A 13,337-nucleotide genomic window follows, 5' to 3' on the forward strand; every position below is an offset into this window, starting at 1 on the left:
ATCCCTCTCGTTTTGTGTTGTATCTATGTGTGGGTAGCGCGCGGTCATTGGCCCGTCGGGCACTCGGGGATGCGGCCCCAGGCGTCGCCACAGAAGTTCTGCCGGGTGCGCGCCAGACAGGTCCCGCGCGTCAGCTCATTGCCCATGGCCGCGCACTGGGCCAGCGCTCCGCGCAAGCGGGCCAGGCTGTCGCCGGGCGACGGCGCGGGCCGCGCCGCAGGGGGCCAGGGCGCGTCCTCGGGGGCTGCTGCAGGCCGTGGTTTGGCTGCGCCGGTCGCCGGCGGGGCCGCATCGGCCACGCGGGGCACGGTGACAGGTGTGAATGGTGGCTCTGCAACGGGCGGTGTGGATGCAGGCACAGCGGTGGCTTCGGCAGATGCTGCCGCCGCAGGACGCGCGCGCTCGGATTCAATGATTTCCTCCACCGGCTCGGCAAGGGTGGGGGTAGCGGCAGGCGCCGCAGTGACAGGGGTAGGCTGTACGGGCAGCGCGGTCGGCGCGGCGTCGGGGCGGGCCAGCAGATACCAGGCCGCAGCGCCCGCCACGGCCAGCAGGGCCACCACGGCCAACACAGAGGCCACTACGGGGCGCTGGCGGGCCGGTGGTACAGCAGGGCGATCATCGTCATCAAACACAAAGTCCATCGGCGCTGCTGCTACGGGCGCCAATGCAGGAGTGGCCGGTGGCTCTGGGTATGGAGGGGGTGCGGGCACTGGAGCGGAAGCGGTTGCCGCCACAGACTCGAAGACGGGCTCAACCACAGGGTCGGCGACAGGGTCGGTCACAGGCACGGTCACGCCCTGCTTGGGTGCGTCCTCCTGCGCCAGGTGGTGTCCGCACTGTGCGCAAAACCGCGCTGCGGGCTTGTTGCGGGCCTGGCATTGCGGGCAGGCATGGGTCAGCTCAGCGCCACAGGTGGTGCAGCAGCGGGCGCCGTCACGGTTGACACCGTGGCAGGCAGGACATGTCACGCTCATAGGAATCCCTCTCTCTCTTCAAAATTCAGGGTGTCCGGTGCAGGGCCCGGCGCAGCGCCCGGTTCGATGCCAGGCTGGCCGAGTCTATGGGCAATCGGTGGCTCAGAGATGACCGGGTGGCTGGGCGCAGACGGCAAGGCAGGGTCCGTCTGTGTTTCGCCGCATCGCAGCATGAAAACCGCGCCCGACCCATGTATGCATTAAATGCATAACCCACAAACACACTGGCCTTGGACAGTGCCCCGGGCCAGGCATAAGCTTCGCAGTCTGAACCGATCCCACAAGGAAATTCACCATGTCGCACCCCGTCGGCACCCCCAACCTCCCATCCCACCCCCTGCCCTCCTACCTGCAGGCCGACCACCTTGGCCCCTGGGGCAACTACCTGCAGCAGGTCGACCGCGTCACCCCGTATCTGGGCAGCCTGGCCCGTTGGGTGGAAACGCTCAAGCGCCCCAAGCGCATCCTGATCGTGGACGTGCCGATCGAGCTGGACAACGGCACCATCGCCCACTACGAGGGCTACCGCGTACAGCACAACCTGAGCCGTGGCCCCGGCAAGGGCGGCGTGCGTTTTCACCAAGACGTGACGCTGTCCGAAGTGATGGCCCTGTCGGCCTGGATGTCGGTCAAGAACGCGGCGGTGAACGTGCCCTACGGCGGTGCCAAGGGCGGCATCCGCGTCGACCCCAAGAAGCTGTCGATGGGTGAACTGGAGCGCCTGACGCGCCGCTACACCAGCGAGATCGGCCTGCTGATCGGCCCCTCCAAGGACATCCCTGCGCCCGATGTGAACACCAACGGCCAGATCATGGCATGGATGATGGACACCTATTCGATGAACACCGGCGCCACCGCCACCGGCGTGGTCACCGGCAAGCCCGTGGACCTGGGCGGCTCGCTGGGCCGCGTGGAAGCCACCGGCCGCGGCGTGTACACCGTGGGCGTGGAAGCCGCCAAGCTGACCGGCCTGGCGCTGGACGGCGCCCGCGTGGCAGTGCAGGGCTTTGGCAACGTGGGCGGTATTGCCGCCAAGCTGTTTGCCGAAGCTGGCGCCAAGGTGGTGGCCGTGCAAGACCACACCGGCACCATCTTCAACGGCCAGGGCGTGGATGTGCCCGCCCTGTTGGCCCATGTGAAAACCCGTGGCGGCGTGGGCGGCTTTGCAGGCGCCGATGTGATGAAAGCCGAGGAGTTCTGGGGCGTGGACTGCGAGATCCTGATCCCCGCCGCCCTCGAAGGCCAGATCACCAAGGACAACGCGGGCCAGATCAAGGCCAAGCTCGTGATCGAAGGCGCCAACGGCCCCACGACCACCGAGGCCGACGACATCCTGCACGACAAGGGCGTGCTGGTGCTGCCCGACGTGATCGCCAACGCCGGCGGCGTGACGGTGAGCTACTTTGAATGGGTGCAGGATTTCTCCAGCTTCTTCTGGAGCGAGGACGAGATCAACGCCCGCCTGGTGCGCATCATGCAAGAGGCCTTTGCGGGCATTTGGCAAGTGGCGCAAGAGCACAAGGTGAGCCTGCGCACCGCCACCTTCATCGTGGCCTGCCAGCGCATCCTGCACGCCCGCGAAATGCGCGGCCTGTATCCATAAGCCCGGCGCAAACGCCTAAAGCTGTTGCAACCCCCGGCCACATCGCGCCGGGGGCCTGCCCTGAAACCGCCAGATGCCGTGACCCGGCCCTGGCGGCTTTTTTTGCGCGGCGAAGCGCCGGGCCGGGCAGGTCAGGACAGCGGCACGGGCCCCACAGGCTCGGGCGGCGGAACGCCGCGCTGGGCCAGGCAAAACGGCTGCACGCACGCAGCCCGCGCGGCATACGGGCAGCCCACGGTTTCGCACAGGCCCGATGCGCCATTGCGCGCACGTTCGTCCTCACGCGGCACCTGGCCGCTGGCCTGCAGCACGGCCATCTGCGTCCACGGGTCCAGGCGGCCTGTGGTGGCCTGTTGCAGCATCTCGCGGCCGTAGACGGCGGCGGCAAGTTGCGGTTGCAGGTCCAGCACCAGCAGCGCACTGGTGCGCGGTGCGGCGGCGTCCATGCCCTGCAGCACCAAGGCCATCACGCCCGATTGCAGCGCCTGTCCGCCTCCGGCGAAAGGCACCTGCAGCGCCCCCGCCGCGTTAGCTTGTGCCGCGCCGGCCACTGCGGTCGTCGCCTGCTGCGCTGCGAGCCACGGCACCGGCGCACGCAAAGTCAGCGCCATGCCTCGCGGCCCCTCGGGCGTCAGCACCACGCCCTGGCGAACCAGCCAGGTCTGCAGCGGCGGCTGGTCAGCGTCCAGCGCACCGCTCTCCAGCGCCTGCGCCATGCCAATGGGCCAGGGCTGGGCGGCCACCACGCGCTGCGGAACGCCTGCTTGCGCCGTCACCTGTGCCACCAGCGCGTTGACCAATCGCAGCAGCGGTGCACCCAGCCCCGATGTGGGCCAAGCCGCACCGCCCACGCCCGAAGAAGCCGCTGATACCGCCGCACTGCCGGGTGCTGCCGGGGCGCCACTGGGCAGCGCCGGTGGCGCAGCGCGCAACGCGCCATCACCCGGCGTGCCATGCAAGCCGCCATTGGCCGCGCCACCCCGCGGATCAAAACCCGCCGCCAACTGTTCACGCGCCTGGGGCGAAATGCTGGCCTTGTCAGCCGGTGTGGGCAGCGGCCCGGCGGGTGGACTGGGTGATGAAACCGATGGCGGCGGCGCGCTGGGGTCGGCACCAGGCAGCGGTGCGGGGGCCGCGGCAGGTTTGGGTTTGTCCAGCCCCAGCAACGCCGACTGCCGCTGCAGCGCCGCCTCGGCCAGGAACTGGGCGACGGGCGGCAGCGCGCTGCGGGAAGGGTCGATAGGGAGGGACATGCCCGGCGTTCAGTGGAATGAATGCCCGATTCTGTAGCCATTCGCACGGCATGAACAGCGCGTGTCAACGCTTGGCACACCAAGCCTTCGCGCCGCGCCATGCCTTCCGTCATGCGATCACAGCGGGAGCGACTGGCAATGAATCACTTCAAAATATATAGCTGCATGTCCAATAAAAATAAGCGCTAGAAGCCTCTTTCGCTCAAATCCCCACCCAACGGCCCGGGCGACCGAACCGCTGAGGTCCCCGCGAATCGTGGTTACGGCAACGACTTCACACCCTCAAACGCCGCGTTCAATGCGGCCTCTGCGGCCAGCAAACGCTGCCGCGCTTCGCCCGACCAGGCGCGGTCCTTGGCGAGGACATCCTTGGCAACAGCCGCCATGCGCGTGACCTCCTGGGGTTGGGGCCCACCTGTGCCGGTGCGGGTGGCCACCATTTCGGCCGGAGACAAAGCGCGGCGGAATGCAGTTTCTCTTAGCGGCAGGCGCGGGTCCTTGAGGTCGTATTTCTTGCCCGCTTCGCGGTAAATGCGCACGGCTTCGGCGTACGGAAAATCCTTGGGGCGAATGTTGCGCTCCTTGGCAAACACCACCACGTCTGACGCAAAGTGGTGGCCCACGCGGAACGGCACACCATGGCTGCGTTGCAGGGCCTCGGCCAGTTCCATCGAGGTAGTCCACTCGGATTCGAGTTCGTCCAGCGCGCGTGCGGGGTCAATGCGCAGCGAGTCCAGCACATCGTCAAACTGTCTGAGCATCTCGACCCCTTGCACGAACGTCTTTGCGCTGGCCGGACTCCAGGTGTTCTTGTAGTCGATCATTCCCGGCGTCACGTTATGCGCCCGCCACAGTGACGCTTGCGCGGAAGCCACCACATCGCTGGCCTTGGCGCGGGTGTTCTGAATGATGCCGGGGTTGGCCTTTTGCGGCATGGCGCTGCTGGTGTAGGTTTTGGAGCTGGCCAGCAGCAACCAGGGCCGGGTCTGGTGGTACTGGGTGTGCACGTCCTGCATGAAAGCACCCACGCGGATCGCCGTGGAACTGGCAATGGATGTGGCCTCAATGGGAATGTCGTACGTACTGATCTGCCCCGCGTCCAACGAGTTCACGATGAGGCCGTCAAACCCCAGCAGCTGCGCCAGGCGCTCGCGGTTGATGCCCCAGCTGGAATTGGCCAGCACCGCCGTGCCCATGGGGCTGAGGTTGATGCGGGCATAGGCCTCGCGAATGCGTGCCGAGTCGCGTGCGAACGAGTCGGCAAACGCCAACAGGTAGTGCCCGTAGCTGATGGGCATGGCCTGCACGCCATTGGTGTAGGCGGGCACATAGGTGGCCGTGTGGGCCTGCGCCGTGGTGATGAGCCGTGCGCGCACCTGGTCCAGCGCATCGGCAAAGTCCAGCATCTCCAGGCGCAACTGCGCGGCGTTCAGGGTGGCGTGGATGTCCTGGCGGCTGCGCCCGGTGTGGATCAGCGTCGCTTCGGGGCCCACGGCATCGGTGATGATTTTTTCGACCTGCAGCACATCGGTGGGGCGCTTGCCGCCGGGCGTGGTGGCCTGGGTGATCGACAGCTCAACGCCGCGCGCAATGCGACCGGCCTGGGCCTTGGGGATGATGCCCTGCTCGGCATTCACCACGGTCGACGCCATGTTGATGCGGCCAAACCAGTAGAACGTGTCTTGGGACTTGGACAAGGCGCTGGTGGCGTCCCCTTTGACCACGCCCTGAATCTTGGCGACCTGCGCCTGGCACTCGGCCGTGGTCTTGCACGCGGTGTCCAATGTATCGGCGGCGTTGGCCTGGCCCATGGCGAAGATGGCCGCCATGACCGGGGCGAGGAGGACACGGGACGGGCGCGAAGGGGTCTTACCCAAAATTGAGCGCTGAAGTAACGGCATGGGTTTTGTCTCCTGATTTCCTGCATACGGGTTTGCGCCCCGTGCGGGAATAAGATTCGTTAGTTGAATGACCCGAGGGAAGGCTTGCTGCCAACCGAAGGCACGCGATAGTTGCACGGCATAGGGCGCAGGGCCAATACTTCTTTTCCAACGTGATTCAAATTTTGAATAATCGATGCCAGACCTGACCCCCTCTGTCCTGTTCAATCGCATCCTGGGGCGCGTGCGCCTGAAGCACCTGCAACTGGCGATTGCGATTGCCGACCTGCAAAGCCTGCACCGCGCGGCGTCTGCCATTGGCTTGAGCCAGCCTGCCGCGACCCACGCGCTGGCAGAGCTGGAGAACTCGCTGGGCGGCCCGCTCTTTGAAAGGCACGCCAAGGGCATGCGCTTGACGAGCCTGGGGGACGCGGTTCTCCCCTTGCTGCGCGCTTCGCTGATTCCCCTTCAAGCGGCGGCAGGCAATGCCGCCTTGATGCAGCAAGGGGCTGCGTCCGCGTTGATCCGCATCGGCAGCATCGCGGCGGGCATCAACGGGGTGCTGGCGGCCGCCATACCGTCCTACTGCGCCCTGCACCCGAACGCTGCGATCGATGTCCATGAAGTCACGATCGACAACCTGCTGGAGAGCATGCAGGAAGGCTCGTTGGACATGGCGATCTGCCGCGAGCCGACCCCGCTGCCGCAGGGCTTCGAGTTTCATGCCACGCTGCCCGATGAATTCGTCATCGCATGCCGCCCGGAGCACCCGTTGGCGCAACAGACAACCGTCACAGGTGCTGATCTGCTGTCACAACGCTGGCTGGCCCCGCCACTCACGGGGTTGGGCCCCCAACAGGTGGATAGCCTTTTTGACGATCTGGGCGGCGTACCGGAGCTGTGCCGAGTGTCGAGCCGCTCGACGGAAATCATCTACGCCATGCTGGCGGAAAGCGACATGCTGGTCTGCGTGCCAGCGAGCCTTGTACGGCCGTTGGTGCAGCGAAAGGATCTGGGCGTTTTGTCGTGGACGCCGCAGGGGGTCGCCCCGCTGGGGGTGTTGGTCAAAGCGGAGGTGTTTGCGAATGGCGCGCATCCTTGTCGTGCGTTTATCGGATGCGTGCTTTCTATGCGGGGGTGACGATGGTTGAGGGCTTATCGGAGAAAAAATATAAAGTCCGTTGTCGATGTTTCTTCAACTCTTCTTTCGCTTCATACGACTTTCACAGCAGATATCAATTCTCAGGATCACCGATCCCTACAGCTTGATGGTCACCCTTGATTTGAGAAGCCAAGACAGAGAGCAATGTTGATATAAATTTCGTCATAGTATTCGCTGCTTTTTCAACCACTTGAAATTCAACTGAATCAATTGCAGCAAGGTAAACGGTCAGGTCAGGATCATAGTGCCCACCTGCCCTGTTTCTCACATCTCTGAAATCGCCAATATCTTTCAATTCAGCAGCAAACTGCCGCCTAACTTCTCCAAGTTTCGCACTATCAATGACAATCCCTTTACCCCTCAAAAGACTTTCTATCTTTTTAAAATAGGTCTTGGAAAACATTAGATCAAATTCATACAGTTTATGAAGTGCATTTTTATAGTGGACATTTGCAACAAACTGCCCTTTCCCTTGAAATCCCAACAATAACTCATATCCCAATTCATAATTGAAGACAGCCAGGAGCAGGATGAATTCGTGTAGTTCTTTATCGAAATCCGATTGTGCATGATCCAAATTAATTTTGGAGTTCATGACCATATCTCTGAAAACATCAACCGTATTTTTCTTAGATTTTAAAACAGCCTGCAATGTCGGGTTGCGATGCAATTCATCCAGCTTCCTCGTGGCTTCTGCGATTTGATCTTTAATATCCACATCAACTCCTGCAGGGCAGCAAAATTTAAACCCATTATAGAGCTTGCAATCGCTTATTAATCAATTATTGATAGTAATTTCGACTGAAAACAAAATGACTGCACTTATGCCACCACTGGTTCTGAGTGCAGTCCGATAACCGCCCCCTCCACCACCCGCGCCAACAACGCCCCGCTATACAGCCCAGCCAGCGGAATCCACACCCGCACCGGATTCCCCTGCGCCACCTGCACGCTCTGGCCCAGCACGTCGCGCATCTGCTCCAGCCGCACCGTGATATTTCCACTAGGGTGCACCACCTCCATCAGGTCACCCACCGCAAAGTGGTTCTTGGTCTCCACCAGCACCCAGTCGCCTTCCAGCCCCACGTCGGCCTGGCCTTCGGCACCCAGCACCTCGCCCGCGAACTGGCTGCGCTGCGTAGCCGAGTGGCCGCTGATGTAGTTTTGATAATCGTTGGCCGGGCGGCGCTCCAGCAGGCCGCCGGTGTAGCCGCGGTTGGAAAGGCCTTCCAGCTCCAGCAGCAGCTCGGGGTTGAAGGGGCGGCCGGCCACGGCGTCGTCAATCGCGCGGCGGTAGACCTGGGCGGTGCGGGCCACGTAATACAGGCTCTTGGTGCGGCCTTCGATCTTGAGCGAATCGACGCCGATCTGCGTGAGGCGCGCCACATGCTCTACCGCACGCAGGTCCTTGCTGTTCATGATGTAGGTGCCGTGCTCATCTTCCATGATGGGCATCATCTGCCCGGGGCGGCCGGCCTCTTCGATGAGGTAGACCTTGTCGGCCTTGGGGTGGCGCTCGCCGTTGCCCAGGGTGGACGTGAAGGCTTGTTCTTCCTTTTGCTGCGCGGCCTCGAAGTTGAAATCGCCTTCCATTTTTTGCGCAATGGCTTCGCCCGTGGTGGGGTCGATGTCGGCGTCGTGGGTGGCGTAGTTCCAGCGGCAGGCGTTGGTGCAGGTGCCCTGGTTGGGATCGCGGTGGTTGAAGTAGCCGCTGAGCAGGCAGCGGCCCGAGTACGCAATACACAGCGCACCGTGCACGAAGACTTCGATCTCCATGTCGGGGCATTCCTGGCGGATTTTTTCGATCTCGTCGAGGCTGAGTTCGCGCGAGAGGATGACGCGCTCGACACCCATCTTTTGCCAGAATTTCACCGCCGCCCAGTTGGTGGTGTTGGCCTGCACCGACAGGTGCACCACCTGCTCGGGCCACTTCTCCTTGACCATCATGATCAGGCCCGCGTCGGCCATGATGAGGGCGTCGGGTTTCAGCTCGATCACGGGCTCGATGTCGCGCAGGTAGGTGCGGATCTTGTCGTTGTGCGCAATCAGGTTGCTGGTCACAAAGAACTGCTTGCCGCGTGCATGCGCCTCGCCAATGCCCTGGCGAATCTGTTCGAGCTTGAACTCGTTGTTGCGCGCACGCAGGCTGTAGCGCGGCTGGCCTGCGTACACGGCGTCGGCGCCAAAGTCGTAGGCGGCGCGCATCTTGTCGAGCGAGCCAGCGGGCAGGAGCAGTTCGGGGGCTTTGAGCGTGGTCATGGGGTGGCCCAATCTAAAAATCGTTATCGGTGTCAGCAGGTTCGGCAGATTCAGCGGGGCATAGCGGGCATCAGCGGCAAACCCGCGAGCATGCCCACGGCCTGCGCGGGGAATTCTTCCGCGTCAAACGCCTTGTCCCCATCGGCGTCCTGCACGCCATTGGGCACCATGCCCTTGAAGTCGAACTGGCGCGGGTCCATGAAGTGCGAAGGCACCAGGTTGCGCAGCGCCACGGCCATGTTCTCGATGCGGCCGGGGTACAGCTGCTGCCAGTCGCGCAGCATCAGGCCGATCTGCTTGCGCTGCAGGTTCTCCTGGCTGCCGCACAGGGTGCACGGGATGATGGGAAAAGCGCGGTGCTCGGCCCAGCGGCTCAGGTCGTCTTCGGCCACATAGGCCAGCGGGCGGATGATGAGGTGGTCGCCCCGGTCGCTTTGCACCTTGGGTGGCATGCCCTTGAGCTTGCCGCCAAAGAACATGTTCAAGAAAAAGGTTTGCAGCATGTCGTCGCGGTGGTGGCCGAGCGCTATTCTTGTGCAGCCCAACTCGTCGGCCACACGGTACAGGATGCCCCGGCGCAGGCGGCTGCACAGGCTGCACATGGTTTTGCCTTCGGGGATGTGCTCTTTGACGACGCTGTAGGTGTCTTGCGTTTCGATGTGAAAGGGCACGCCCACCTTCGTCAAATATTCGGGCAACACATGGGCCGGAAAGCCGGGCTGCTTCTGGTCGAGGTTGACGGCGATCAACTCAAACCGGTTGCCGTTGCGCTGCTGCAGCATGCGCAGCACATCCAGCATGGCGTAGCTGTCTTTGCCGCCCGACACGCACACCATGACCTTGTCGCCGTCTTCGATGAGGCCGAAGTCGCCAATGGCCTGGGCCACCTGGCGCACCAGGCGCTTTTCAAGCTTGAGCGCGGAGTGGGCGGCGGCTTTTTCGATGCCCTCAGCAACAGGGGTGTCGGGCAAGGTGGCAGTAACGGACATGGGAAGCAGGCGTGGGTGCTAGCAAGAGTGCAGGCGAAATTTCAACGGAGAGGCGTAAGGGTGCCGCAGACTCACCCGCCCGGCAATGCGCTACCGCAGAGCAGCGATGGTTTGATTGCTACGTTTTATATAGCTGCCAGCGCTTATTGGATAAGCGCCAGAGGCCAATTTGAATCAGATTTTACGCTTCGGCAGGGTAGAACATCTTGCGTGTGGGCACACTCTCGACGGCCTTGGCGATGGCGCCAATGTGGTCCGGCGTGGTGCCGCAGCAGCCACCCAGGATGTTCACCAAGCCTTCGGCCGCGAATTCATGCACCAATCGGCTGGTGATTTCGGGCGTTTCGTCAAAGCCGGTGTCGCTCATGGGGTTGGGCAGGCCGGCATTGGGGTAGCAGCTGATGAACGTGTCTTCGGCCACGCGGTTCAGCTCCTGAATGTAGGGACGCATCAACGTGGCGCCCAGCGCGCAGTTCAGGCCGATGGCCAGCGGGCGCGAATGGCGCACGCTGTGCCAGAAGGCCGTCACGGTCTGGCCGCTCAGGATGCGGCCCGAGGCGTCGGTGACCGTGCCGCTGATGATGAGCGGCAGGCGCTGGCCGCTGTTTTCAAAGAACTCGTCGATGGCGAACAGCGCGGCTTTGGCGTTCAGCGTGTCGAAGATGGTTTCGACCAACAACAGGTCCGAGCCACCTTCGACCAGCGCCTCGACCTGCTCGTAATACGCTGCACGCAGCTGCTCAAAATCGACATTGCGCGCGCCGGGGTCGTTCACATCCGGGCTGATGCTGGCGGTTTTTGGGGTGGGGCCCAGGGCGCCCGCCACAAAACGGGGCTTGTCGGGCGTGCTGTATTTGTCGCAGGCGGCACGCGCCAGCTGGGCCGAGCGCACATTCATCTCGCGCGCCAGGTGGGCCATCTTGTAGTCCTCTTGCGCCACGGTGGTGGCGCCGAAGGTGTTGGTTTCAATGAGATCGGCGCCAGCGGCCAGGTAGCGCTCGTGGATATCGCGGATCACGTCGGGCCGCGTGATGCTGAGCAGCTCGTTGTTGCCCTTCACATCGCGCGGGAAGTCCTTGAACCGGTCGCCTGCCGCATCGGGGCCGGTATAGCCCTCGCCCCGGTACTGCGCCTCGCCCAGCTTGAAGCGCTGGATCATGGTGCCCATGGCGCCGTCCAGGATGACGATGCGTTGGGCGAGGATGTCGGGCAGTTGCGCGGCGCGCGTGTAGTGGAGGGCTTGCATAGGGCGCTATTGTAAGAAACCGGGATGCGCGGGCCGTTGGTCCAGTGGCTGATCAGAACCCGCAAGCGGCTGATCGACAGCGACAAGGTGTGCGGCGACTGCTTGTGGGTCCCTGCGGGCGCAAGCACCTGGCAAACAAGGGTTCGCCCCGTTCGCCGCAAGCCACGCGCAGCGCCGATGGACCCAGTCCAGGCCCCCAAGAACCAACGGAACAAGCGCCGTTTGAGGCGCCTGCACGAGACCAACCCCGGGCAGGACGGCCCACGGACACCACCGGCGTCCCTGCTTTCTGGGCACGAAAGTGGGGGTTTTCCAAAGGCAAAGCGATTCGCTCCCAAACCCTAGGTACGGATCGCGGCAGGCTTGGCTATGGTGAATCCCATGCACCAAGACATTGAACATCTGCTGGCGCAGCCCTTCGGATCGCTACCCGAACTGATCGCGCAGCAAGCCGTGCACCGCCCCCACCACACCGCCCTGGTCCTGGACGGGCGCAGCCTGGACTACACCGCCTTGTGCGCTGGCATGGACCGCGTGGCCACCAGCCTGCAGCAGGGCGGCCTGCGGCCCGGCGACGTGGTCGCCCTCTGCGCCGGGACCTCCATCGAATATGTACTGGCTTACCTGGGCGCTTTGCGCGCTGGCATGGCGGTGGCACCGCTGGCCCCCTCGGCCACGGCCGAGCACCTGAGTGCCATGCTGGACAACTGCGGCGCACGCCTGGTGCTGCGCGATCATGAGATCGCCACGCAATGGCCGCTGCACGCGGGCACCGCACTGCGCTGCGTGGCCCTGGATGACGCACCCGAGGCAGGCGAGCCTTGGGGGCACTGGTTGGCTGCGCCAGGGGCCAACCCCGCACCCATAGCCCCCGCGCCCGACTGGCCGTTCAACGTGATTTATTCATCGGGCACCACGGGCGTGCCCAAGGGCATCGTGCAGTCGTGGGCGATGCGCTGGGCCCATGTGCGCCGCGCCGCCATCAATGGCTACGGGCCCGATGCCGTCTCGCTGTGCGCCACGCCGCTGTACTCCAACACCACGCTGGTCGCGGCATTGCCCACGCTGGCGCTGGGCGGCACGCTGGTGCTGATGCGCAAGTTTGACGCGGCGCAGTATCTGGCACTGGCCGAGCGGCATGGCGCCACCCACACCATGCTGGTGCCCGTGCAATACCAGCGGCTGATGGCCTGCCCTGCGTTCGACGCCACAGATCTGAGCCGGCTGCAACACAAGTTCTGCACCAGTGCGCCTTTCAGCCCCCAGCTCAAGGCCGAAGTGCTGAGGCGCTGGCCCGGCCGGCTCATCGAGTACTACGGCCTGACCGAGGGCGGCGTGCGCTGCGAGCTGCATTGCCATGCATTTCCGAACAAGCTGCACACCGTGGGCCGCCCCGGCGAAGGTGCCGACATCCGTTTCATCGACGAGCAGGAGCGCGAGCTGCCCACGGGGGCCCAGGGTGAGATCGTGGGCCGCTCGGCCGGCATGATGAGCGGCTACCACCGCCTGCCCGACAAGACGCGCGAGGCCGAGTGGTTCGACAGCCAGGGCCAACGCTTCATCCGCAGTGGCGACGTGGGCCGGTTGGACGAGGACGGTTTTATCGTGCTCGGCGACCGCAAGAAGGACATGATCATCACGGGCGGCTTCAACGTCTACCCAAGCGATATCGAGAGCCTGCTGTGCCAGCACCCGCAAGTGGCTGAGTGCGCCGTGGTGGGGGTGCCTTCCGAGCAGTGGGGTGAGACCCCCGTCGCCTACGTGGTGGCGCGGCCCGGCTCACAGCCCACGGCCGCAGAGCTGCGCGAATGGCTCAACGCCCGCGTGGGCAAGACCCAGCGCGTGGCCGACCTGCAACTGATCGAACGCCTGCCGCGCAGCGAGATCGGCAAGGTGCTCAAGCGCACGCTGCGCGAGCAGTACCTGCAGGTCGCCCGCATGACCGACTGACTTTTTCCCCACCCCGAC

At 64.0% G+C, this 13,337-nt stretch carries 10 protein-coding genes; 3 read left to right on the forward strand and 7 right to left on the reverse strand.

All coding sequences use genetic code 11. The features are described from left to right. Positions 1 to 44 precede the first annotated feature (44 nt). Positions 45 to 977, reverse strand: coding sequence for a zinc ribbon domain-containing protein (locus CLU85_RS22420; protein ID WP_100412206.1), 933 nt, complete (start codon positions 975 to 977; stop codon positions 45 to 47). A 295-nt stretch (positions 978 to 1,272) separates the two neighbouring features. Here CLU85_RS22420 and CLU85_RS22425 point away from each other — a divergent pair, with 295 nt between their 5' ends. Further along, on the forward strand, positions 1,273 to 2,580 hold the full coding sequence (locus CLU85_RS22425) for a Glu/Leu/Phe/Val dehydrogenase (RefSeq protein WP_100412207.1): 1,308 nt from the start codon (positions 1,273 to 1,275) through the stop codon (positions 2,578 to 2,580). A 131-nt stretch (positions 2,581 to 2,711) separates the two neighbouring features. Here CLU85_RS22425 and CLU85_RS22430 read toward each other — a convergent pair whose 3' ends face one another. Then, complete coding sequence (locus CLU85_RS22430) at positions 2,712 to 3,833, reverse strand: hypothetical protein (RefSeq protein WP_100412208.1); 1,122 nt, start codon at positions 3,831 to 3,833, stop codon at positions 2,712 to 2,714. A 260-nt stretch (positions 3,834 to 4,093) separates the two neighbouring features. Continuing rightward, a complete protein-coding gene (locus tag CLU85_RS22435) occupies positions 4,094 to 5,734 on the reverse strand; it encodes an argininosuccinate lyase (protein ID WP_100412209.1) in 1,641 nt (546 codons plus the stop codon). Between the two features lie 223 nt (positions 5,735 to 5,957). Here CLU85_RS22435 and CLU85_RS22440 point away from each other — a divergent pair, with 223 nt between their 5' ends. Then, a complete protein-coding gene (locus CLU85_RS22440) occupies positions 5,958 to 6,854 on the forward strand; it encodes a LysR family transcriptional regulator (protein ID WP_232727903.1) in 897 nt (298 codons plus the stop codon). A gap of 94 nt (positions 6,855 to 6,948) precedes the next feature. Here CLU85_RS22440 and CLU85_RS22445 read toward each other — a convergent pair whose 3' ends face one another. The 4 genes from CLU85_RS22445 to CLU85_RS22460 form a co-directional block, all read right to left on the reverse strand. Beyond that, positions 6,949 to 7,593: a hypothetical protein gene (locus CLU85_RS22445; protein ID WP_100412211.1), complete on the reverse strand. Its 645-nt coding sequence runs from the start codon at positions 7,591 to 7,593 to the stop codon at positions 6,949 to 6,951. 104 nt (positions 7,594 to 7,697) lie between these two features. Further along, entirely contained in the window at positions 7,698 to 9,134 is a 1,437-nt protein-coding gene (gene yegQ, locus CLU85_RS22450; RefSeq protein ID WP_100412212.1) for a tRNA 5-hydroxyuridine modification protein YegQ, read from the reverse strand. 50 nt (positions 9,135 to 9,184) lie between these two features. Further along, complete coding sequence (ttcA, locus tag CLU85_RS22455) at positions 9,185 to 10,123, reverse strand: tRNA 2-thiocytidine(32) synthetase TtcA (protein WP_100412213.1); 939 nt, start codon at positions 10,121 to 10,123, stop codon at positions 9,185 to 9,187. Positions 10,124 to 10,304: 181 nt separating this feature from the next. After that, positions 10,305 to 11,369, reverse strand: a complete 1,065-nt coding sequence (locus CLU85_RS22460; protein WP_100412214.1) for a homocysteine S-methyltransferase family protein — start codon at positions 11,367 to 11,369, stop codon at positions 10,305 to 10,307. Between the two features lie 381 nt (positions 11,370 to 11,750). Here CLU85_RS22460 and CLU85_RS22465 point away from each other — a divergent pair, with 381 nt between their 5' ends. Next, positions 11,751 to 13,319, forward strand: a complete 1,569-nt coding sequence (locus tag CLU85_RS22465) for a class I adenylate-forming enzyme family protein (RefSeq protein WP_100412710.1) — start codon at positions 11,751 to 11,753, stop codon at positions 13,317 to 13,319. Positions 13,320 to 13,337 lie beyond the last annotated feature (18 nt).

Source organism: Acidovorax sp. 69, from assembly GCF_002797445.1.
Taxonomy (GTDB): domain Bacteria; phylum Pseudomonadota; class Gammaproteobacteria; order Burkholderiales; family Burkholderiaceae_C; genus Acidovorax.